This window comes from Nostoc sp. DSM 114161, from assembly GCF_052692665.1.
Genome location: NZ_CP195141.1, coordinates 4,334,790 through 4,355,502, shown reverse-complemented (window position 1 = coordinate 4,355,502; position 20,713 = coordinate 4,334,790). Strand labels below are relative to the sequence as shown.

19 protein-coding genes are annotated in these 20,713 nt (G+C 43.4%); 7 read left to right on the top strand and 12 right to left on the bottom strand.

What is annotated here, in order from left to right; genetic code table 11:
• Nucleotides 1-121 precede the first annotated feature (121 nt).
• Entirely contained in the window at nucleotides 122-790 is a 669-nt protein-coding gene (locus NSTC745_RS18865) for a hypothetical protein (protein WP_445632292.1), read from the bottom strand.
• 290 nt (nucleotides 791-1,080) lie between these two features.
• Between NSTC745_RS18865 and NSTC745_RS18860 the strand changes: the two genes are divergently transcribed.
• Both NSTC745_RS18860 and NSTC745_RS18855 read left to right on the top strand, forming a co-directional pair.
• Nucleotides 1,081-2,388, top strand: a complete 1,308-nt coding sequence (locus NSTC745_RS18860) for an NF041680 family putative transposase (protein WP_445632291.1) — start codon at nucleotides 1,081-1,083, stop codon at nucleotides 2,386-2,388.
• 106 nt (nucleotides 2,389-2,494) lie between these two features.
• Nucleotides 2,495-2,749, top strand: a complete 255-nt coding sequence (locus NSTC745_RS18855) for an XRE family transcriptional regulator (protein WP_445632290.1) — start codon at nucleotides 2,495-2,497, stop codon at nucleotides 2,747-2,749.
• Nucleotides 2,750-2,777: 28 nt separating this feature from the next.
• On the opposite strand, the gene NSTC745_RS18850 is transcribed toward NSTC745_RS18855, so the two are convergent.
• The gene (locus NSTC745_RS18850; protein ID WP_445632289.1) at nucleotides 2,778-3,602 is read right to left on the bottom strand and encodes a DUF2887 domain-containing protein; all 825 of its coding nucleotides are present in this window, start codon (nucleotides 3,600-3,602) and stop codon (nucleotides 2,778-2,780) included.
• Between the two features lie 159 nt (nucleotides 3,603-3,761).
• Here NSTC745_RS18850 and menB point away from each other — a divergent pair, with 159 nt between their 5' ends.
• Nucleotides 3,762-4,595 (top strand): 1,4-dihydroxy-2-naphthoyl-CoA synthase, encoded by an 834-nt coding sequence (menB, locus tag NSTC745_RS18845; RefSeq protein ID WP_445632288.1) that lies wholly within the window; start codon nucleotides 3,762-3,764, stop codon nucleotides 4,593-4,595.
• Nucleotides 4,596-4,722: 127 nt separating this feature from the next.
• On the opposite strand, the gene NSTC745_RS18840 is transcribed toward menB, so the two are convergent.
• Nucleotides 4,723-5,037, bottom strand: a complete 315-nt coding sequence (locus NSTC745_RS18840; RefSeq protein WP_445632287.1) for a hypothetical protein — start codon at nucleotides 5,035-5,037, stop codon at nucleotides 4,723-4,725.
• 511 nt (nucleotides 5,038-5,548) lie between these two features.
• Nucleotides 5,549-6,091 carry a DUF721 domain-containing protein gene (locus NSTC745_RS18835; RefSeq protein ID WP_445632286.1) on the bottom strand — a complete coding sequence of 181 codons (543 nt, stop codon included), beginning with the start codon at nucleotides 6,089-6,091 and terminating at the stop codon, nucleotides 5,549-5,551.
• 347 nt (nucleotides 6,092-6,438) lie between these two features.
• On the opposite strand from NSTC745_RS18835, the gene NSTC745_RS18830 reads away from it, so the two are divergent.
• The 3 genes from NSTC745_RS18830 to NSTC745_RS18820 all read left to right on the top strand — a co-directional run bounded on the left by NSTC745_RS18830 (nucleotide 6,439) and on the right by NSTC745_RS18820 (nucleotide 9,827).
• Nucleotides 6,439-7,788, top strand: a complete 1,350-nt coding sequence (locus tag NSTC745_RS18830) for a hypothetical protein (RefSeq protein ID WP_445632285.1) — start codon at nucleotides 6,439-6,441, stop codon at nucleotides 7,786-7,788.
• Between the two features lie 331 nt (nucleotides 7,789-8,119).
• Nucleotides 8,120-8,875, top strand: a complete 756-nt coding sequence (locus NSTC745_RS18825; RefSeq protein WP_445632284.1) for a PspA/IM30 family protein — start codon at nucleotides 8,120-8,122, stop codon at nucleotides 8,873-8,875.
• A gap of 163 nt (nucleotides 8,876-9,038) precedes the next feature.
• Nucleotides 9,039-9,827, top strand: a complete 789-nt coding sequence (locus NSTC745_RS18820; RefSeq protein WP_445632283.1) for a PspA/IM30 family protein — start codon at nucleotides 9,039-9,041, stop codon at nucleotides 9,825-9,827.
• 915 nt (nucleotides 9,828-10,742) lie between these two features.
• On the opposite strand, the gene NSTC745_RS18815 is transcribed toward NSTC745_RS18820, so the two are convergent.
• The 3 genes from NSTC745_RS18815 to NSTC745_RS18805 all read right to left on the bottom strand — a co-directional run bounded on the left by NSTC745_RS18815 (nucleotide 10,743) and on the right by NSTC745_RS18805 (nucleotide 12,738).
• Nucleotides 10,743-11,360, bottom strand: a complete 618-nt coding sequence (locus tag NSTC745_RS18815) for an anti-sigma factor family protein (protein WP_445632282.1) — start codon at nucleotides 11,358-11,360, stop codon at nucleotides 10,743-10,745.
• Nucleotides 11,361-11,517: 157 nt separating this feature from the next.
• Nucleotides 11,518-12,174 carry a sigma-70 family RNA polymerase sigma factor gene (locus tag NSTC745_RS18810; RefSeq protein ID WP_096539842.1) on the bottom strand — a complete coding sequence of 219 codons (657 nt, stop codon included), beginning with the start codon at nucleotides 12,172-12,174 and terminating at the stop codon, nucleotides 11,518-11,520.
• A gap of 369 nt (nucleotides 12,175-12,543) precedes the next feature.
• On the bottom strand, nucleotides 12,544-12,738 hold the full coding sequence (locus NSTC745_RS18805; protein WP_096539840.1) for a hypothetical protein: 195 nt from the start codon (nucleotides 12,736-12,738) through the stop codon (nucleotides 12,544-12,546).
• 234 nt (nucleotides 12,739-12,972) lie between these two features.
• On the opposite strand from NSTC745_RS18805, the gene NSTC745_RS18800 reads away from it, so the two are divergent.
• Nucleotides 12,973-14,004 carry a L,D-transpeptidase gene (locus tag NSTC745_RS18800; RefSeq protein WP_445632281.1) on the top strand — a complete coding sequence of 344 codons (1,032 nt, stop codon included), beginning with the start codon at nucleotides 12,973-12,975 and terminating at the stop codon, nucleotides 14,002-14,004.
• 351 nt (nucleotides 14,005-14,355) lie between these two features.
• On the opposite strand, the gene NSTC745_RS18795 is transcribed toward NSTC745_RS18800, so the two are convergent.
• The 5 genes from NSTC745_RS18795 to NSTC745_RS18775 form a co-directional block, all read right to left on the bottom strand.
• Nucleotides 14,356-14,901: a late competence development ComFB family protein gene (locus tag NSTC745_RS18795; RefSeq protein ID WP_096539836.1), complete on the bottom strand. Its 546-nt coding sequence runs from the start codon at nucleotides 14,899-14,901 to the stop codon at nucleotides 14,356-14,358.
• Between the two features lie 119 nt (nucleotides 14,902-15,020).
• Nucleotides 15,021-15,956: a M23 family metallopeptidase gene (locus NSTC745_RS18790; protein ID WP_445638493.1), complete on the bottom strand. Its 936-nt coding sequence runs from the start codon at nucleotides 15,954-15,956 to the stop codon at nucleotides 15,021-15,023.
• Nucleotides 15,957-16,813: 857 nt separating this feature from the next.
• Nucleotides 16,814-17,518, bottom strand: coding sequence for a DevA family ABC transporter ATP-binding protein (locus NSTC745_RS18785; protein WP_445638492.1), 705 nt, complete (start codon nucleotides 17,516-17,518; stop codon nucleotides 16,814-16,816).
• Nucleotides 17,519-17,698: 180 nt separating this feature from the next.
• Nucleotides 17,699-18,871 carry an ABC transporter permease DevC gene (gene devC, locus NSTC745_RS18780; protein WP_445638491.1) on the bottom strand — a complete coding sequence of 391 codons (1,173 nt, stop codon included), beginning with the start codon at nucleotides 18,869-18,871 and terminating at the stop codon, nucleotides 17,699-17,701.
• 119 nt (nucleotides 18,872-18,990) lie between these two features.
• Nucleotides 18,991-20,193, bottom strand: coding sequence for an ABC exporter membrane fusion protein (locus NSTC745_RS18775; RefSeq protein ID WP_445638640.1), 1,203 nt, complete (start codon nucleotides 20,191-20,193; stop codon nucleotides 18,991-18,993).
• Nucleotides 20,194-20,713 lie beyond the last annotated feature (520 nt).

The window sequence follows — 20,713 nt, the reverse complement described above, 5'->3', positions numbered from 1 at the left end:
CTTGTTAAAGGTAGGTAAACTTCCGCCAGAGTGTACTAGACATTCTGAAGTTAAAGCTGAACTCGGCAATCAAACTCGAACTGAGGAATCAGTGTAGACAATCAGACGTATTGAAAAAGAATTAAGCAAAACCACCATCCAGCCTTGCTCTTAGAGCACAAATATAAAGAATAGCTGGAATAACTCTCTTATAACTAGGGCCTGCCAACTGCCATACTGTGAATAATCCTGCACCTATCCAGCCAACTGGCCCGATAATGACGGCTATTGCACTTGACATTGTTGTGTAAACAACAAAAGGTAAAGTAATTCCTATTACGCCAGTAAGCGTACCCAATGTTGTTGAAGCTAGTAAATAAATACCAAAACCAGACAATTTAGCACCTGTCAAAGCCAGAAAAATACTAGTACCTCCTAATAATTCACCTCCTTTATCAAATTCTGATGCTGTTTTTTGTAACTGCTGTTCCATTTCTCGCTTTTGTTCTGGTGTCATTTTCTCTAACATTGTTTCCATAACTTTCTGTGCAATCTTGACCTCCATTGCACTAGCAGATTCATATTTACTACATTTGATGTTTAACTTTTTAGCAGCTCGCCTAACTATTTTTTGATAACTTGGATGATCATCAAATATTTCATTAAATACATAGCTGGCAGGATCTTGGCTCTTCTCACATAGACGATCAACAATAGAATCGGCTGTTGGTTGTGATGCCTTAAGAATCTCTGCCAATGCTTTCCTCTCCTCAAATGAGGCACGATTTAATAAATTTTTAAGGTCATCCATATATTTAAATCCTTTTACTGAGAAAACAAATGCTAATAATAGTGTTCCCAGTAATAATATTTTTATATAGATGAATTTAAATAAAAAGCAAAATTGACTTATGACAACAAAACTGAGTGATGTACTGGAAAAACTCTCACCTCAACATCGAGCAAAAATTGAAGCCCGCGCTCAAGACTGGAGTTTAGACTAAAGAGCCGACCTCAAAGGAAAAAATAAGGGGTGTGATTGAACACAGTCCCCCTATTAGCAGAAGCTGAGAGAAGAACCACCAACTCTCACCTGCCAATATGAAAAGTGCCTTACTAGAAGAATTTCGTCAAGCAGCGTACAGATATCTAGGTAGAGCGCATGATGTGACTTTTGAACTGACGGATGCAATATTGCTGACTCGTAACGCCTACAGTTTGGCAGATTTATCGCTATCACCAGTATTTAGACGTAAGTGGCCAAGCATCTACGAGGCATTACAAGATAGCAGACCACAGCGACAAAAATTGATGCAGTTATACATCAAACAGATGCCAACGCAGAGCCGTCCGTTGTTAGCAGGCGACCACACAGCTTGGTCACGCCCAGATGCGGTAACTTTGCAGGAGAGGACAATTGAACACAGCAGTGTCACCATAGCCGGAAACAAACCAATTACCGTTGGTCAGGGATATAGTACCATTGCTTGGATACCAGAGGATTCGGGCAGTTGGGCGTTACCTTTGAGACATGAGCGAATTAGCAGTTGGGAAAACCCGATACAAAAGGCAACCTGGCAACTACAGCAAGTGTGTGAACATTTACCAACTAGACCAATTACAGTTTGGGATAGTGAGTATGGCTGCGCTCCTTTTGTGTTGAAGACGACCAATATCAAAGCAGATATTCTGGTACGTTTGCGTTCAAATCTTTGTTTATGGGGCGCACCACCACCATATTCTGGCAAAGGGCGACCCAGGAAACATGGTGACAAATTCAAACTCAATGAACCACTCACATGGAGTGAAGCCAATGAGAGTATAGAAGTCAACCATCCTAAACTGGGACGGGTGAAGGTGAGCTTGTGGTTTAATTTACACTTTCGTCAAACTGCGACACGCCCAATGTCCCTGATTCGAGTTGAGCGTCTGGATGCAGAAGGCAACCTACGTATATCAAAACCTTTATGGTTGGCTTGGGTGGGGGAAGAAATGCCACCACTAGAAGAAGTTTGGCAACTCTACCTCCGACGTTTTACTGTTGACCACTGGTATCGTTTTTTGAAGCAACGCTTGCACTGGACATTACCTAAATTGAGTAGTCCCAAGCAATGTGAGCGTTGGAGTGACCTCATGCCTGTGATGACTTGGGAATTGTGGTTGGCTCGTGATATCGTTGCTGATAACCCTTTACCTTGGCAGAAATCATTAGATAATTTGACTCCTGGCAGAGTTGCTCAAGCAATGGGGAGCATTTTTGCGGTGATTGGTACTCCTGCCCGTTCGCCTAAACCTCGCGGAAAGTCTCCAGGCTGGAAACCAGGAAAACCACGACAACGTAGAATTCGCTATCCCGTAGTCAAAAAAACTACAACTAAGCCCCGCAAAAAGCAACCAGAATCTGCTTAGTACCTTAGATTTTCATCTTTAAAGCCTGTTTCTTTTCAACTCAGCGTTGCTGGGTCGTTTCTTGTTGCTTAGTCTAAACTCCAGTCAAGAGCTTATTGCCGAAAATATGACACTTCAAGATATTAGAAAAGCCAGAAAGTTAACTCAAGAATCTATGGCGGAACTATTAGGAATTCGTCAAGATAGTGTCTCTAGACTAGAAAAACGTGCAGACTTGTTCCTTTCTACATTGCGTAGTTATGTTAAGGCTATGGGAGGAGAGCTAAAACTTGTAGCAGAATTTCCTGATAGACCTCCTGTGATTATTTCTGCACTAGGAGAATTAGACGATCGCGCTTATGAGATAGAAGAAGTAGAATAAGCGATCGCCCTTCTCCTGTGTATAAAATTTACTCTTTTGGTTGACTTTGTAACCACCCTTCCAAATCAGCAAGAGTAGAAAAATCTAACAAAGCATCAGCTAAAGCTTCCAACTGTTCCACCGATAACCCTTGAATCTGAGACAGAAGCGCATCAGGAATATTACCCACGCGCCGATTTAATTGTCGTAAAACGATTTTTCTTTCTCCTTCTTCCTTAGCTTCCCGAATAGCCCGTGGTTCCTGCTGATTAAGTCCCAACATCGCTTCAATCTCCTCTCGACTCAGGTTAGAAAACTTGTAGACAATAATTGTTGTCACTAAATCAATTATCGCTTGCTCTGATTGTTGCCGCGCTTGTTCCAGCAAAAACCGCGCCCCTTCTACTGCTTCGGTTTCAGAAGTAACATTTGTTAGCAACATTAAACTCAATCCTAAAGGTTGTTGTCGTAAATCTCCCAACTCATCGAGATAAACTCGCCTGACTTGTCTACTTTCCAATAAAGCGCGGTGAATCATTACATTTGATGGTTCCAGACTGCGAGAAGGAAAAATCAGCACTCCAAACCAGTCATCGTAACGAATTGAGTGACGGTAGAGAAACAAAAACAATTCGCTAAAGAAGCGGTGATATAAATCTTCGTCCTTCTGAAACTGAACTTCAGCAAAGAAAACAATTTTAGAAACTGCATTGGCGGGAGGTAAAAACACTCCATCAATTCTGAAGGCTGTTTCTTTAACCTCAACCGATTCAAACTGGTAGTTTTCGGCTTCTGGGGGTGGTTGATCTACTAAGTCAAATAGCAATCCTGGAAATTGCTTGAACAATTTGTAGAAAATGGAGTCGCGCCGCATTACGATCGCTAATGAATTACCAGCCCTGATTGTAAAGCTTGAGACATTAATCTTAGCGTAGGCTTAGCCCACACTTCGACAAGCTCAGTGACCACCGCAGGTATCGCAACTCCCTACGTCCGCGATAAAATTCTCTAAGCAACAGCACACTCCATACCAATGCAAATCAACTGGCAAACTGCCAAAACCTACGAAGATATCTTGTATCAAAAAACCGATGGCATTGCGAAAATCACCATCAACCGCCCCCATAAACGCAATGCTTTCCGCCCCAAAACTGTCTTTGAGCTTTACGATGCTTTCTGCGATGCTCGTGAAGATACGACCATTGGCGTTGTCCTCTTTACTGGATACGGGCCACACACTGATGGTAAATATGCTTTCTGTGCTGGTGGCGACCAAAGCGTGCGCGGACATGCTGGCTATGTCGATGATAGTGGCGTCCCTCGGTTAAATGTGCTGGATTTGCAACGCTTGATTCGTTCCATGCCAAAAGTAGCGATCGCTTTGGTAGCTGGATATGCGATCGGTGGCGGACATGTCCTACACTTGATTTGCGACCTCACTATAGCCGCAGATAACGCCATTTTCGGGCAGACTGGGCCGAAAGTCGGCAGTTTTGATGGTGGTTTTGGCGCGAGCTATCTAGCCCGCATTGTGGGGCAAAAAAAAGCACGAGAAATTTGGTTTCTCTGCCGTCAATATGATGCACAACAAGCTTTAGAAATGGGGTTAATTAATTGCATCGTCCCAGTCGAACAACTAGAAGCCGAAGGTATTCAATGGGCACAAGAGATTTTAGAAAAAAGTCCGATCGCAATTCGCTGTCTCAAAGCAGCATTTAACGCTGACTGTGACGGACAAGCTGGTTTACAAGAACTTGCTGGCAATGCCACCCTACTGTATTACATGACAGAAGAAGGTTCTGAGGGCAAAAAAGCGTTTCTCGAAAAACGTCCGCCAGATTTTCGCTCTTTTCCTTGGCTACCATAAAATTGCAAAAATCGCACCTTCCTGAAGGGTGCGATTTTGGTAGATGTCAACGTTTACAGCACTAAAAATCTTAAAAACAAATCTTATTTTAAGCAGACTAGGAACCTAGTCCAGTAATAATGAGTGACTAAATAAGTACAGCTTTAGTTTTAGCCTCTTGTGAACTAGAGATAGTTGTCTCCCCTAGAAGAGCAAGAGCAGGATTGTCTAAATCTGAGACTAAGGATTGAGAACAAGCTAAAACTGGTTTTGCATCTGGCAAACCCCAAGCATCTTCCAAAGTTTCCCAAGAAGGTGCAAAGGGTGGGATCGCCAAATTACAAGCCTTCCAGCTTGCTTGAACTGGCGCTCCCAGTTGCTGACACACTCCGCCACGGCGGCCTTCTGGCTGGTAATGACGGCAATATCTACAGGCAGATGCTAAAGATTTAATAGGTTTCATTTGGGTTCATCATTAGTGCCGTTTCTGGCTGAATTTCACCCTTATATTTTGCTTCTATATATAAAGACGGAGGAAAGCCAAAAAATCATTATTTGCTCTAGGTTTCAGCGATCCCGATGAAAAAATAAATTTTAGAATATTTTTATATTTTTGTTATATTTTTCAATGTTTATTAGAGTGCATAGCTATAGATTTTGGCTAAAAGTTATTAGGGATCAAGATTAAAACTAAGCTTTTTGATTTATAGATTTTTTTAACTTCTTCCTTAAGGAGAACTTAAGGCAGATAATTATAGATAAATAGTATGCTTTGTTATCACACCCGGCATATTTTAGCAGGAAAATATATTTTTTCTCAAGAATTAGAACTCTTGTTAGGAGTTAGGAGTAGATTAACCCTTGTCTGTACAAATTTGGAGTTTGGAATGGTGGGGTGGTGGCCGTAGTTTCGCTCCATCTCCCCAGTCATCAGTCAACACTCCCTCTGGCTTAGTAATTAGGATTGGCTGGCTTTAAAATTGCTTAGCAGCACACACAGAACAGACTGCCCAGCGCTGAAGTTCGCCTGGTGGGGTGGGGGATTCACATTGCGGACAAAGGGGTAAGCCATGCGATCGCGCTTGCATAATCTTAGCCCAATGCCCAAAAGCCGCATTCGCATCTTGACTACTGGGTGTATTATCAGGGCTGCTAATGCGATCGCCAACGTAACTCGGATGGTCGTGGGGCAAAATTGTTTGTTGCCGTTTTCTCTCCACAGATGGATGCTGCCAGCCAGCAGTGGAAAAGCGAATATCAACCAACGGCGTTGCCAGCTTTTTATTCAACTTTAAAAGCAAAGCCGCGCGACCAAAAGTCAGGTTTTGCGCCCAAGCTGCACTAGAAGTCGCTACCCACAAAACATCGCGCTGAATCGACAATGGTCGAGTATGTCCAGCAGCCACAGAACCAACAACCTCTGCCCAACATTTAAGCAACTGTTGAAATGGCTGTTCCTGCCATTTAGCCTGCTTTTCGAGAATGCCTAAAATATCATTAACTGATTTGAACGACATTGTAAAAACGTGGGAGTGGGGAGAGAGGGGGGATGGGGGAGTGTGGGGAGAGAGGGGGGATGGGGAAGTGTGGGGAGTGTGGGGAGTGTGGGGGGAAAGAGAATTTATGCCCCCCTCTCTTCCCACACCTCCCACACCTCCCACACCTCCTACACTTCCTGCTTCCCCAATGCCCTATTTCCTATTTTCAAGATAGACCTTCATGAACTATCCTTCACAACAAAGCCTGAAAATCTCTGTTTCCTAATCCCCAATAGCCAATGCCCACTTCTAAGTAATTTTCGCTAATATTGGCACAAATATGTCTAAAGTTAATTCCAGCAATCTACGTTTGAGGTATAGAGGTAATGACTGAAAACCCCCTGAATGATTCCGGTAATCAATCGCCAAAAACACTTGAGCTGAAGCCAGCACTAGCAGCAGCACTAGCGAGTTTAGAGGTGCCGCTAGATCGAGAGTTAGCTCGATACCGACGCACGCGAACTGGTTCAGCATCCTCGAATCAATACCGTGTTGGGAGTTACATCAACAGTCAATCTCAGCAGTTCACCGCCGTTTCCACAGCATTGAGTATAACTGCACCATCAGTAGGAGAAACTAAGATCGATGTACCGCCACCTTTGCCTGTATCAGTACCTGTGAATACTCAGGTAACTCCAGCCTCATCTGTAGTAAAAATTGATGAACCAGCGATATCTGTAACCCCTAATCCTCCGGCGGACTCAGATCCAGTGGCGGTAAATACTGAGGAAGTGAGTAATCTTAATAATGTGCCCCCCAGGTTGGATTCTGCTAAAAAACAAACTCAACCTCCACCACCACCGCCTAACTTTACTAGCAGTATCGTGCCAACAGTCGTAAAAGATACTAACGGCGAAAATCTTGTGCAACCGGATGATGGACTCAAGCAGCCAGATGACTATCTTGAATCTAGTGAAGCACTGTTGCGGAGCCTTACAGAAGAACAACCACAAACTAAAAAACCCAATAATTATAGTGACAGCTTACTATCACCTTTGGGTATCGGCTCAATGTTGCTGCTATTGGTGGCGAGTCTGACTTTGGGTTATGTAATTTTTAATCCTAAAAGCTTGCCCCAGTGGAACTTAGCCAAGTTGTTTAATAGTAACTCGCCCGCCGCACCAGAAAATACTCAGGAAGTTGCAAGTAACGTCAATGCCCAATCTCAGATCCAGGCACCAAGCACACCTATACCTAAGTATCCCAATCTGGCTGCCGAAGAGTTTCCTGAAGTGAGAGACCCCAATGATGTAGTTGGCTTAAAACCCAAAGCCCAAACAACGCCTCCAGTTGTAACGAATCCAGTTGTCCCGCAGACAAATCCTCAAGCCGCATTGCCTGAGCCGATCGCGCCCCTAAAACCAACAAATCCCATTGCCATAGCACCCGTACCGACACCAAAGCCCTTACCTCTTGCGATGTCCCCGACTCCAAAGCCAAAAACCTCACCTGGCCCAAATGCAGAAATCAAACCATCTACAGATGGGTTTTACCACGTAGTGATAGACAATCAAGGTCGTGCTTTAGCTTCGGCACGGGAAATAATTCCCGATGCTTATTTATCACCTAATAAACAATTGGTTTTTCTGGGTGCTTTTAAGACTAAAGAGCAAGTAGAAAGACATATGCGATTACTAGAATCAAGAGGAATTAAAGCACGAGTTCAAGAGCCGTGAGTCGTAAAAATGTACGATACCATGAGATAACGGTGCTAAGTGGGGAGTAGAGAGTGGCTAGACGCGATTAATCACTTGTACGGAGTGGAGATGTAGAAGATATAAAATCTTGGTTGTTTAGTACGCTACTACAAAAATACTTATACTTAGGAGCGTTCGACTAGCGGCGATCGCCACTCGTTATGAATGAAACAAACACCTTCTTTGCCCATTCCCTACACACAAGGGTTAATGGCGTCTCTACCCACTCCCTCTCATTTGTTAAGAGTACTGAGTATTTAGCACTCAACAGTCAGCACTCACTACTGAGTTTCGTGAATGGAGAGCAGAGATGGAGTTAATTAAGCGTATCCTGCGGGTGATTCGCGCTAACTTCAATAGTTTGATAGGCAGTGCAGAAGATCCAGAAAAGATTCTGGAGCAAACTGTCATGGAGATGCAGGAAAATTTGGTGCGGTTACGTCAAGGTGTAGCACAAGCGATCGCCACCCAAAAACGCACCGAAAGACAAGCTGCTGCTGCCCAATCCCAAGCAGAAGAATGGTATCGCCGCGCCCAGCTAGCACTGCGACAAGGCAATGAAGTCTTAGCACGGGAAGCTTTAACTAAACGCCAAGCTTATAAAGAAACTACAAAAGCTCTTTCTAACCAGATAGAACAACAAAATGAGATAGTGGCTAGGCTAAAAAAGGATATGCGATCGCTAGAGTTAAAAATTGGCGAGGCGAAAACTAAAAAAGATATGTATATCGCTCGCGCTCGTTCTGCTGAAGCCTCTTATCGCTTACAAGAAATGCTCGGTGGAGTTTCTGCTACCAGCAGTCTCAACGCCTTTGAGCGGATGGAAGAAAAAGTTTTACAGATTGAGGCAAAATCAGAAGCGATCGCTCAACTTAGTGGCGATGATTTGGAAACACAATTCGCGTCGTTGGAATCTACTAATGATGTAGATGCCGAATTGGCAGCCATGAAGGTGCAAGTTTTAAATGAGGCAGAAAAGACGCAACCCAACAATCGCCTCTTGGAAGACAACCAGAAAATCGAGCAGCTTCCCCAACAGCAGCTACCCAAAACACAAGACTCTTAAAGTTGGGTGAATTGGCACAGCTTCGAGATATCTTAACAATTAAGAGTTGTTGGGAGGCACCGATCTAAACCGGAAAGATTACATTGAAATAGGTAGCTATTAAAAAGTAAAAAAGCTAACTGTCCAACAAAGAGCGTAAACCAAAACAAGGAAAAACAAAGTTATGGGATTATTCGATCGCATTAAAAGAGTTGTTAGTGCTAACCTCAATGACCTAGTAAACAAAGCCGAAGATCCGGAAAAAATGCTAGAGCAAGCCATCCTGGAAATGCAGGAAGACTTGGTTCAACTGCGTCAGGGAGTAGCCCAGGCGATCGCCGCCCAAAAACGCACTGATAAACAGTATACTGATGCTCAAAATGAAATTAATAAGTGGCAACGCAATGCCCAACTGGCACTGCAAAAAGGTGATGAAAACCTCGCAAGACAAGCCCTAGAGCGCAAGAAAACTTATACTGACACCAGCGCATCCCTCAAAGCTAGCTTAGATCAACAAAGCACTCAAGTTGAAACCCTCAAGCGCAACTTAATCCAGCTGGAAAGCAAAATTTCTGAGGCTAAGACCAAGAAAGAAATGCTCAAAGCTCGGATCACCACTGCCAAAGCCCAAGAACAACTCCAAGGTATGGTACGTGGCATGAATACCAGCAGTGCGATGGCTGCCTTCGAGCGGATGGAAGAAAAAGTCTTGATGCAAGAAGCCCGCGCCCAGTCAGCAGGAGAGTTGGCAAGTGCCGATTTAGAAAGTCAATTTGCTCAGTTGGAATCTGGTAGTGATGTTGATGATGAATTAGCTGCTTTGAAAGCGCAAATGCTACCACCCGCGGCTCCACAAAATCAACCCCAACTACCGCCCCAACAGTCAACCCAACAACAAACTACTGCTCCTAAGTCTAATGATGTGGTTGATGCCGAGTTAGATTCCCTACGCAAACAATTGGATCAAATGTAAAATTGGCAAAAAACTTACTTGAGCCAGTCCCACGCCTGTTGGTTGTGGGATTTTACATTTTAATGCTGGACTTGAGACTAAAAAGGACAAAATGACTCAGGAAGGTGAGTTGACCACAAGCAAAAAGAAAAATTAAAAAAATTAGAAATCAAGCAGGTTTTTGCTCGGAGCAATATTGCATCCATCAATTCAAATAAGTAGGTGGACACAATTATTTAGAAGACGCATTTCGAATTCTCCCAAGGGGAGATGCTACGCCAAGCAAGATCCCGAAGGGTACGCTCAATGCTCAATGCCTGAGAAGACGAGGGTTGAGTTTCGACTACGCTCAACTTCCGCGAAGTCGAAACTCAACCCTCATTTTCTCAAGGTTCGAGCATTGAGCGCAGCGATGCCCTGAGCTTGCCGTTGGCGAAGCCTCTCGTAGAGAAGGGTCGAAATGCATCTTCTAAATAATTATGTCCACTTACTTATCTGACGTTCGCTCTTCTTTAGTCTAAAGTTCAGAAACGAGGTGAAGCTAACTATAAAAGATCTTGTGCTGGCAAAATCGTAGATGCCAAAAAAGCTTTTGTAAAAGGCAAATTGTTTGCTTTGCCGATGAACTACCCAGCGATGACGCTGGGAGATAGCCAAGTCTAGGGATATTTACTTTCTTTTGCCAACCCAGCGATTTTAAATCAGCTAGATGTATTGGAAGGTTACCACCCCGCTAGAGACGTGTCAGAAAACCTTTATAGCCGAAAAACTATCGAGGCTTATCAGGGAGCGTGCCTTTCTCTGGGTTGGGCTTGAGTTTACTTAATGAGTTTAGAGCGAGTTGACCAGTTAGGAGGCGTCTTCCAACCTGACGGTTGGCGGAGTGGCTTTGTCTAACTGCAAGGTAAAGTTATTATCTGTTAACTTTGCGATTAATTAATTTATGTCGTCTCTGGAGTCTTGGCGTTGGGGTGGTATCTGATAAATTGAATTTTCTGGAGAAGCTACTGCTGCTTTCGGAATTTCAATTACTGGGTTATTTAGCCCCACCATTAGCGAGGAAGGAGGTACTACAGATTCCGACGACGTTTGTACTGGCTGTATTTGTGGTCGTTGTGCCAGTTGTGGTGTTCTCGAACCGTTACCAGGTACTAAGCCAGATACTGCACCAATTAGACAAGCCGCCGCGGCTGCGCTTCCAACCATCCAGTTCAAGCGAGAACGTCGGCGCAAACGTGTCAATACTTGCTTTGCTGTTACTTCTGGCGACTGTTGGGCTGTCGGCACTGGCAGAGTCCGTAAGCCTTGCCTTAGCTTTAACAGTCGGGCATACAAGCATTGAACTGAGGGATCGTTGGCCAGCCATTCTTCCACTTGCCTGCGTTCGGCAGCTGTGACTTCACCATCGAGATAAGCACTTAATAACTCGAAGCGATCGCGCTTCACCATATCCATAAAACCCGTTGATTCATTGGTATACTCAGCCATTCCTTCTGACAAATCTTCAGGAAGTTGTAAGTGGGAACGATCGTTAAACTGAGAATCAGTAGTCATCTTAACATTATTACCAATTCATACACGGGTAAAGCGAACCGAAAATTTGGAAAAATTACTCAATTTTCCTCCTAATGGCGGAAGTATTCTACATCTTTGTGGTAATTCTTAATCAATGCTTAAATTCTGCCATTGGGCAGAGGCAAAATACTGTAAATTAGGAGTCTAGATAGTTTTGCAACTGAGCTTGCAATCTGGATCTCGCTCTGGCGATTCTTGATTTGACAGTTCCCAAGGAAACTCCAGTAATTTCAGCAATTTCTTCGTATGCCATGCCTTCAATTTCTCTCAGGACAATAGTAGTACGAAATACCTCTGGTAAATCCGCGATCGCTTCCCGTAGTTGTTCGTAAAATTCTCTGGTTGTTAGTTCTTCTTCAGGCCCTGGGGTATCACCAGCAATTTCCCAATCCATCTCGCCATCCTCTACTGAGCGGGGGGCATCAAGTGATAAGGGACTTACAATCCGCTTGCGTTTGCGCAACTCATCGTAAAATAAGTTGGTTGCAATGCGGCTTAACCAGCCGCGGAATTTAGCCGGCTCTTGTAAGCGGTTAATATTCCGATACACTCGAATCCAAACTTCTTGAGCCAAATCAGCTCTGTCAGGCCAATCTGGAGCTAAATGGTATAAAACCCTATCTACTTGGGTTTGATAGCGGCGCAATAGTTCCGCAAATGCAGCACGATCGGGGCGCAGTCCAGCTTGACAACGCAAAATTAAATCGTGGTTAGGAAGTTTGTCAACTTGCACTGATGCTTCTGGATACTTTGCATCAACCGTTGACCAGGATACAGTAATCGACTGACTCATAGATCGTACTGGCTCTAAATCATCCCTTTCTATTAGACCTGCTAATAGGACACAAGTTCCTTGCTAAGGTGACGGATTTATGACTGGAACACTGAGGCACAAAAGTTTGGCTAAATTTATAGCAGTAAAAAGAACCTGTTTATCCTTATACTACTTGGATATTTCTGTGTTACCCATAAGCTAACAAATGTATGTTAAATATGCACATTTTGTTACTTTTAGCAACTGGGTATATACGCTTGATCGAGATAATTAAATTTGGTTATAAGGATGAAGATGAAAATTTTGTAATTCTGACTTCTTGATACCTTTAAAATTTAGGCAATAATCTTTAAGAAGTTGGGCTGCTCTGGTGGCAATGATGGTGGTTTATTTTTTTGATTTTCTTACCAGAATAGTTGCTGATTGTTCTGGTTGTACCCCGTAACTAGCACCAGTGTTATTTTGTTCTGGTAAGTGAACTTGAAAAAAGAAATTGAGGGAAAATGTAATCGTGACTGCTAGGAATAGTTTTTCAAACATAGTTTTTCTCCCACCCACACCATTAATAATTGATTGCTGCATTTCCAAAGTTGTGCCAGAAAGTCCGAGTAGAGGCTTACGACCTCCTAAACTTTGGAGGAATCATATTCCTCGCTTAAATTTTTGCTGCTGGGACGCGTATAGCCTTAGTTTGCCCAGAGCTATTGGCAGATTTATAACAGAAGTGATAAGTATTGATAAATTTTTAGCGATCGGATGATGAAGCCATCCAATTCTTCGGTTGGATACGTCAGGGATAAACAATAGGCAATAGCAATGGTAAAAAATGAATCTGTAGGGCGTATGGTAATGTTGCTTTGTTTTGGCACAGCATTTTTGTCTTTAGCTGTGCATTGGCGCATTACTACGGCACAACGGCAGTTTGAAAAGTCTGCATCTGCTTCGATGCGGCAAGACTCTAGCCTAAACAATCCTCAAGGAAGCCGCCCAGAGGAAGCCTATAAGAAGAATTTCTCACAGGTGAGTTTAGGACAAGTTGCGCTGGGCGCATCTATGCCTCCTGTTGAAAACGTCCAAGGCTCAGCTGTTGAAAGGAAGTTAACATCAAAGTCTTCAGCTGTTAAGTATAGTTCTCAGTCGAAAAAAATTAAAAAGAACGTAGCTAAAGCAACAGTTCGTAAGTCTTCTAGACTCAAGGCTCAAACTAAGTCAAAAAAAATTAAGAAAAATCTACCTAAAGTAACTCAGCCAATAGCTTTTACACTCAAGCCTTCTGCGTTGAAGTCTGAAACTAAGTCCCAAACAATTAAAAAAAATATAGCTAATCCCACAGAACCCCCAACCAACACGCGGCTAGTGGCACAAGCAGAAACACAAAATCCAATTGTGGACAGTTGGCCTAAAGCTCTATGGCCTCAAGCTTCAGCACAACAAATACCATCTAATAAGCTAGTATCTGGTAAAACAAAAGTGGTGGTTGATTTAAGCGATCGCCGTACCTACGTATACGCAGGAGACGAGGTAATAGCCAGCTACCCAATAGCTATAGGTAAGGAAGGTTGGGAAACACCGACGGGTTCTTTCCAAGTAATGCACATGCGACATTTTCCAGTCTGGCGTCACCCGATTACTGGCAAAGTATTTCAGTCGGGTACAAATAGTCCTTTGGGAGATAGATGGATTGGCTTTTGGTCAGATGGACGGAATGAAATTGGCTTTCATGGGACGCCGGATATTGACCTGCTGGGAACGGCTGTATCTCACGGTTGCTTAAGAATGCGTAATTCTGATGTCAGATTATTGTACGAGCAAGTCAGTTTAGGAACAACTGTGTTAGTGCGTGATTGAGTTAAGGGCATTGGGCAAACAGGGCAAACGGGCATTGGTTATTTTTTCTTCATCCTCGGTTACAAAGTTGAGCCACTGCTCGACTAGGGTCTCCTGGCTGAAAGCAAGTGGCATCTGTTGGCTGGAAGCCAGCGGCCAAAATTTGCGTTTTGTCCCTTTTAAAAAGTCTGAGTGTCAAAAGCCGACACTCAGACTTTGTGTTTTGTAATTTGTCCTATGTTACAAAGTTGAGCCACTGCGTTGGTCGCGTCTCCCGGCTGAAAGCAATTGGCATCTGTTGGCTGCAAGCCAGCGCCCAGGCTTTGCTGTTTGTCCTTTTTGGAAACGATCAATGAGCAATGACTCTTAAAATTATAATTTTTGCTCAAAATTAGGCGCATATGCCTTAAGTAAAGCACCAATTTGCACGAGAGCTTCATTGCCAGTGCTTTTGCCCAAGGCTTGTCGTTCTGGGAAGAAATTAGGTCGATCTAGGTAACGACCGATCGCTTCATTTACTTGCTGTGAAATTAGTTCTTGCAGTTCTACTTGAGCGCGTTGGCGCTGGTAGTTGGCGCCTTCTTCTGTAGTTGCATACAAGGGTGGTAGCCGATTGAGAGCGTAGGCTGCAATGTCACCAACATCAAGGGAAAGGGAACTTTCGCTGGTAGCCTCAATTTCAGCAACTCTGGCGATCGCTTCTGTGAGTACCAATTCTTCCATGACGTTAATGAATTGTTTTCGAGGTACCGCCACTACCTCACCTGTCAATAGCGCACCCATTAGGCGATCGAGCGCCATATACTCTTCAATCGAGAGTTCCGAAGCGTTGTCACAGATTCTACCGACTTCTGCTTCCATTGCCGGCGTCAAATAACCATCCTGGAGAGCTTGTTCTACAATTTTTTCAATACTCATAACGCTTATCATCATTTATGTTAGCCAAGGAAGGTAGGGACGGTATCAATTCAATTGATTTTGCTTAGTTTGGGCAAAAATATCCAAATTATACACAGACGCGATCGATTCCGCCTCTACTATTTCACGACCTTAGTTCGCCAAGGTGTTGGATCGACAGATAGCCCGTTGACATATAAACCCCAGTGCAAATGTGGCCCCGTGGCTGCACCTGTTGAACCTACTGCGCCAATGAGTTGACCAGCTTTGACAAAATCACCTTCTTTAACGTTAATACGACTCAGGTGCATGAAAATACTGGTTACTCCTTGCCCGTGGTCAATGCCAACGACGTTACCGTGAATCCGAAATCCTTGGGATACCCTACCTACCAAAGCAACTCGCCCAGCGGCTGGAGCAATCACGGGCGAACCGGCAGCACCAGCGTAGTCAAGACCACGATGATAGTAGTCCTCTGCAAATTTACCATTATAGTAGCGACGTACACCATAGTTTGTACTCATGCGCCCTGCATTTGGTTTGAGGAATACTCCATTCCAATACTTTTCTGGTGTTTGTAGTGCTTTGAAAGCTGCTACGCGCATGAGTTCATACTCTGTGGCGTCCACTCCAGCTTTACCTGGTGGTAAAGTAATGCGTTGTATGGGGAACTTGCGATCTTGCACATTCACCGCCAAGTTTTGCACTTGACCATCTCCTGTCACTCGAAGCGATCTAGTTCCAGCTTTTTCCAAGGGAGTTGTAGGAACAAAAGCTCGATACTGATTGGGTGCAATTTCAAACGCTGGGTATGTGTTTTTGCCAATAGCTACTGTTGGATTTATACCATTCTCCGGGTTATCTAAATTAATTTCTACCGAAAGTGTATCCCCTAATTTAGGATTAGTTGGAGCCACTTTTACTTGCAAAGCGTCTACAGGCAATGCCCAGGTAATGGGCACAACAGCAAAGATTCCCTTTAACAAATTTATTGCACGGCCATTAGCTGTCAATTTTTTGACATTCAAGTCGAGCAACTTGTTATTTGAATTGCTAATACGATTCTCAGTAATCATAGAGCTACCATAAATCCCTTGCTTGTGTTGGAAAATAGACTAGCTTATTACTAGTAGAATTTTCTTTTGACAGCAGATATTGTTGAAAGCCATAAATTTTGTTTGCCCAATGGTCTAGGCACTTATGAAAATTAAGTCAACAGCGAACAGTTACTAATGGAGAATGATTTGTAAGCTGAATTTGTAAATTTCTATTAACTCTAATAACTAACGTGTATGACATTGTAATTGTTTGTAAAATTTAACTTGATTGATGGTAAAACCTCTTTGGTGGCTTGCCATAAGGATCGCTTGTTAAGCAACAAAAGAAACTTTTTTTGGTTAAAGTCACTACATAATGGTACTTGAATAAAATCTGGGAATCAACTGGACACTTCTTCAACTGGACACCAATACCACACTTTAAGGTCAAAGTTGGTCTAAGCAATTCAGCTAAATTTGCTAAATCAGAGGGGAAGTACCAGAAATAACCCAAAAATTTAACCCCGTTAGGATTTTACACAAAGCTAGTTCAATTTAGTATGTTATTACTAATCTCCATCTACATAGTAATAACAGATTTTTTGTGTGTTGGTAAAATATAAAAAATTTCAGTAGTTTTACTTAATTTTTTTCGTTTGGACTACTAAGCTTCAATAATAGAGATTAAAGCTTGAAATTTCGACAGATCGACGAAATAATCGAGCTTTGAACTCAAATTTCCCTAATTTATAGGATGCGCTTTGATTTTTAAACTTAATTTGTGTAGTAGGGAGTGGGGAGTGGGGAAATGAAGAAAATAACTCCTAACTCAACAGTCAACACTTGTAATGATTGATGAATGACAAACTCAGCACTTTGCTATAAATTTTAGCCGATTAGCTCCAGGCTGAGAGTTTTACTTTTGAGTCGAGCTTACCATCTTCCATACGAACGATGCGATCGGCAATGTCTAGGATGCGGTTGTCATGAGTAACCATCAAAATCGTACACCCTTGTTCTTTTGCCAGTTTTTGCATGAGGTTGACCGCATCTCGTCCCGATTGACTGTCAAGGGCTGCGGTGGGTTCATCGGCTAGGATAATTTGGGGATGACTGACTAGGGCGCGGGCGATCGCTACTCTTTGTTTTTGTCCCCCAGATAGTTCATCGGGATAGTAATCCAAGTGGTTGCCTAATCCTACTTGCTCTAACATCTGGGCTGACCGAGTTCGCATGTTTTTTAACCCGATATGTTTGTGTAATTCCAAAGCCATTTTCACGTTTTGCACTGCCGTCAAACTGCTATGTAAATTATGTGCTTGGAAAATGTAGCCGTTATGGCGTCGCACCTGTATTAGTTCTTGGGCGCTAGCACCACACAGTTCTCGCCCCAACACCCGCAAACTACCAGATTGTGTAGAACGCAATCCACCCACTAAGGTCAGCAGAGTAGTTTTCCCAGAACCAGATGGGCCGGTCATGATAACAATTTCACTGGCGTTAATCTCCAAGTTGATATTACATAAAACTTGCTTGCGGAGTGAGCCGCGACCAAAGTAGTGGTCGAGATTTTTAATAGAGATGACGGGTTGACTAGTCATAAATAGATCCATTACTCGTGACGGTCGTCATTAGATTTCTTGCAGAAGTCGGGAAAAGGGAAAGGGGAAAGGTTTGGTATTTTGCCTTTCACCACAAAAGTGCTTTTTGCACTTTTGCAAGAGGTCTATTGGTTATTTGTCCTTTGTCCTTTGCAAATGACCAATGACCAATGACAATTTTTAAAACATATCAGCGGGGTCGGTGGCTTGGAGTTTGCGGGTGGCGATCGCACCGGAAATTGCACACATAACTATAGTCAGCACTAATACTTGTAATGCCCGAATCAGTGTTATGTACATGGGCAAATTTGTAGCTTTGCGAGTCAGTTGGTAAAGTGCTAGGGACACTCCCAATCCGGGAAAGAAACCTAGTGCTGCTAATATTAAAGACTCTTCAAACACCACACCTAGCAGGTAGTAATTGCGATATCCCATTGCTTTGAAGGTGGCATATTCCCGAACGTGGGCATTAACATCGGTGGAGAGGACTTGATAGACAATGATTACCCCCACCACAAAACCCATCGATACACCCAGATTGAAAATGAACCCAATTGGGGAATTTGTTCTCCAAAAGTTATTTTCAAATTCAATAAATTCTGTATGGGTTAGAACTCTGACATCATCTCGTAGGTAGGCTTTGAGCATTGCTGCCACTTTTTTCGGGTCATAGCCTGGTTTTACCTTAATCAACCCTAGACTGACGCTGCTAGATTGTCGCCCAGAAAATAGCCGTAAAAAATCTCGATCGCTGGTAATTAAGTTACCTTCAGCGCCGAAGGAAGCCCCGACTTGGAATAAACCACTAATGATAATTGTGCGGCGTTCTATTTCCGCAGTTACGAGTTTACCTTCCTCAATTTGGGCGATCGCTTTTTGATAATCTCCTCTTGCACCGCGATCGAACAAGGCCGCACCTGGGAGTTTAATTGCCTGCAATTGCTGGTTAACATCTGGTAAGTCAAAGGCTGGCTTGTCTGGATTAAAGCCGATAACTAACACCCCCGTCTCTCGGTGTGTTAGAGGATTTTTCCAGATTGTGTTGTTGAAATACATCGGTTCCGCTGACTTCACCCCCGGTATATCCATTGCTTGGTAAAGTCGCCGCCGAGAAAAGGTAGACAAGCTTGGCAAATTACGGGCTTGGGGACTAATTAAAACAATGTCTGCTTGCAAACTGCGATGTAGTCTGGTGTTACTGTCATACAGCGCAGTCTGAAAGCCCAGCTGCATGAACATCAGAAGATCCGCAAAGGCAATGCCTAACAAAGCCACTAACAGGCGACTTTTTTCATGACTCAGTTGCAGCCATCCTAAAGGGGTTCGGCGTCGCAGTTGTTCAATCAATCCCATAGTTTGGAGTGAGTGGGGAGTAGGGAGGCGGAGGGGCAGAGGGAGCGGAGGGGCAGAGGAAGCAGAGGGGAGAATAATTAACGACTAGTGACCAATGACTAATGACTAATGACTAATGACTAATGACTAATTTCAATTACTGCTTTAACTTGCATATTGGTTAGGTTGGCGGCTTTTTGGCTGGAGGCTTTATCTAGTCGGATGTGGACTTCTACTACTCTGCTGTCGATATTGTTCGCAGGATCGGTGTCAATGACATTTTGCCGCCGTACTTGCAAGCCTTTACGATCTACGATTCCTTGGAGTTTAATCGAGAGAAAATCGCCAAAGATTTGTACTTTTTGCCCTGGATGTACTTTGGCAATATCGCTTTCGTAAACTTCGGCGATGACGTACATCTGGCTGGTTTGCCCGATATCAGCAATGCCATCATTTGATACTAATTCGCCAGGATGAGTGTGGATCTTGAATATCTGTCCGTTTTGGGGCGAGCGCACTTCGGCTTGTTTGAGGTTAACTTCCGCGAGATTCATGGCTGCTAGGGCACGACTGACTTCTGCTTGAGCAGCTGCTACATCTACGCCTCGGACTTCGCTGATGCCATCGAGTGTGGCTGTGGCTTCTTTGATTTGTTGCTGGCTAGTCGATTGGGTGCGATTTAATTGCGCTTGGGCTTGTTGCAAGTTTTTTTGGGCTGTTTCCAAATTTAAATGCTTGCTGTCCCGTTGGGAGGCGGAAATTGCTCCTTGTTGATATAGTTGCTCGTAACGTCCGTTTTCTGCTTGAGCGTTTTGCAGTTCGGCCTGAAATTTGGCAATTGTCGCGGCTTGGGCGTCAATATCGCCTTGGCGTTCTGCTTTGAGTCGGGCGATCGCTGCTTTTTGGGCGGTAATTTCACCGCGTTTGGCACCTGCTTGGGTACGGTTTAGGTTGGCCTGGGCTACTTTGACTTGTTCTTGCGTCTCTTTTAATGCTGCTAGGAGGCGATCGTAGCTGCTCAAAATTGCAATTACTTGTCCTGCTTTTACGCGATCGCCCTCCTTTACTAACAATTTTTCTACTCGGCTTCCTTCCCCAGACACCGCAGCAGATAATTTAATTACTTCACCCTGTGGCTCAATTCTTCCTAAGGCTGTTACCGTTTTTAACTGCGGCAATTTTTTTGCTGGCACTTGCGATTCTTGAGTGACAGAATTTTGCCAGAGTTTTACTGTATAAAAACTTATTCCGCCAACCAATAAAGATGCAATTATACCTATAGCAACGGATGGGCGCAGAATAGACTTAGGGGACGCTGTGTACCCTAGCTTTGAGTTTCGCACCATAGATTACCTCTTAACTAGTGGCGCAGAAAAAATAACAATTTGAAGAAGTCAGAATTGAAAAATCAAAATGTAGAATTGTTGATTGATCGCTGCAAAACCCTTAATAAAATTGGAAATTTTTGGAATTTTACTGAGATAAGCTGGTTTAGCCAGATAGTAGAACAACAAAATCTAATGAATCAGAGCTTTGTGTTACTAGCGAACTACTGTGGTTTTATGAAAGTACTTATGGTGATAGTAAACGTTTCTGAAATTACGGATTGTAACAGCGCCAACAATCAGATCTAAATTAGGTAAGTAAACTAAATATTTGTGTCTTTGCGATCGGTTAAATTAATGCTCATATTTCCTATAGATGCTGGGTTTAATACAGCCTATACCTACGCAACTATACACCAAACATCAATTTAAGATATAGAACTCATATTTGATTTTTGAAATATACGTAGGGGAGCCAGCCGCATGGGCGGGTTTCCCGACTTGAGCGGACTGGCGTAACGCAACGTCAGTTGCTACA

Bases quoted from the DNA above. Each gene is read 5' to 3' on its own strand.
- NSTC745_RS18865 (WP_445632292.1), bottom strand. From the start codon at position 790: ATGGATGACCTTAAAAATTTATTAAATCGTGCCTCATTTGAGGAGAGG.
- NSTC745_RS18860 (WP_445632291.1), top strand. From the start codon at position 1,081: ATGAAAAGTGCCTTACTAGAAGAATTTCGTCAAGCAGCGTACAGATAT.
- NSTC745_RS18855 (WP_445632290.1), top strand. From the start codon at position 2,495: ATGACACTTCAAGATATTAGAAAAGCCAGAAAGTTAACTCAAGAATCT.
- NSTC745_RS18850 (WP_445632289.1), bottom strand. From the start codon at position 3,602: ATGCGGCGCGACTCCATTTTCTACAAATTGTTCAAGCAATTTCCAGGA.
- menB (WP_445632288.1), top strand. From the start codon at position 3,762: ATGCAAATCAACTGGCAAACTGCCAAAACCTACGAAGATATCTTGTAT.
- NSTC745_RS18840 (WP_445632287.1), bottom strand. From the start codon at position 5,037: ATGAAACCTATTAAATCTTTAGCATCTGCCTGTAGATATTGCCGTCAT.
- NSTC745_RS18835 (WP_445632286.1), bottom strand. From the start codon at position 6,091: ATGTCGTTCAAATCAGTTAATGATATTTTAGGCATTCTCGAAAAGCAG.
- NSTC745_RS18830 (WP_445632285.1), top strand. From the start codon at position 6,439: ATGACTGAAAACCCCCTGAATGATTCCGGTAATCAATCGCCAAAAACA.
- NSTC745_RS18825 (WP_445632284.1), top strand. From the start codon at position 8,120: ATGGAGTTAATTAAGCGTATCCTGCGGGTGATTCGCGCTAACTTCAAT.
- NSTC745_RS18820 (WP_445632283.1), top strand. From the start codon at position 9,039: ATGGGATTATTCGATCGCATTAAAAGAGTTGTTAGTGCTAACCTCAAT.
- NSTC745_RS18815 (WP_445632282.1), bottom strand. From the start codon at position 11,360: ATGACTACTGATTCTCAGTTTAACGATCGTTCCCACTTACAACTTCCT.
- NSTC745_RS18810 (WP_096539842.1), bottom strand. From the start codon at position 12,174: ATGAGTCAGTCGATTACTGTATCCTGGTCAACGGTTGATGCAAAGTAT.
- NSTC745_RS18805 (WP_096539840.1), bottom strand. From the start codon at position 12,738: ATGCAGCAATCAATTATTAATGGTGTGGGTGGGAGAAAAACTATGTTT.
- NSTC745_RS18800 (WP_445632281.1), top strand. From the start codon at position 12,973: ATGGTAAAAAATGAATCTGTAGGGCGTATGGTAATGTTGCTTTGTTTT.
- NSTC745_RS18795 (WP_096539836.1), bottom strand. From the start codon at position 14,901: ATGAGTATTGAAAAAATTGTAGAACAAGCTCTCCAGGATGGTTATTTG.
- NSTC745_RS18790 (WP_445638493.1), bottom strand. From the start codon at position 15,956: ATGATTACTGAGAATCGTATTAGCAATTCAAATAACAAGTTGCTCGAC.
- NSTC745_RS18785 (WP_445638492.1), bottom strand. From the start codon at position 17,518: ATGACTAGTCAACCCGTCATCTCTATTAAAAATCTCGACCACTACTTT.
- devC (WP_445638491.1), bottom strand. From the start codon at position 18,871: ATGGGATTGATTGAACAACTGCGACGCCGAACCCCTTTAGGATGGCTG.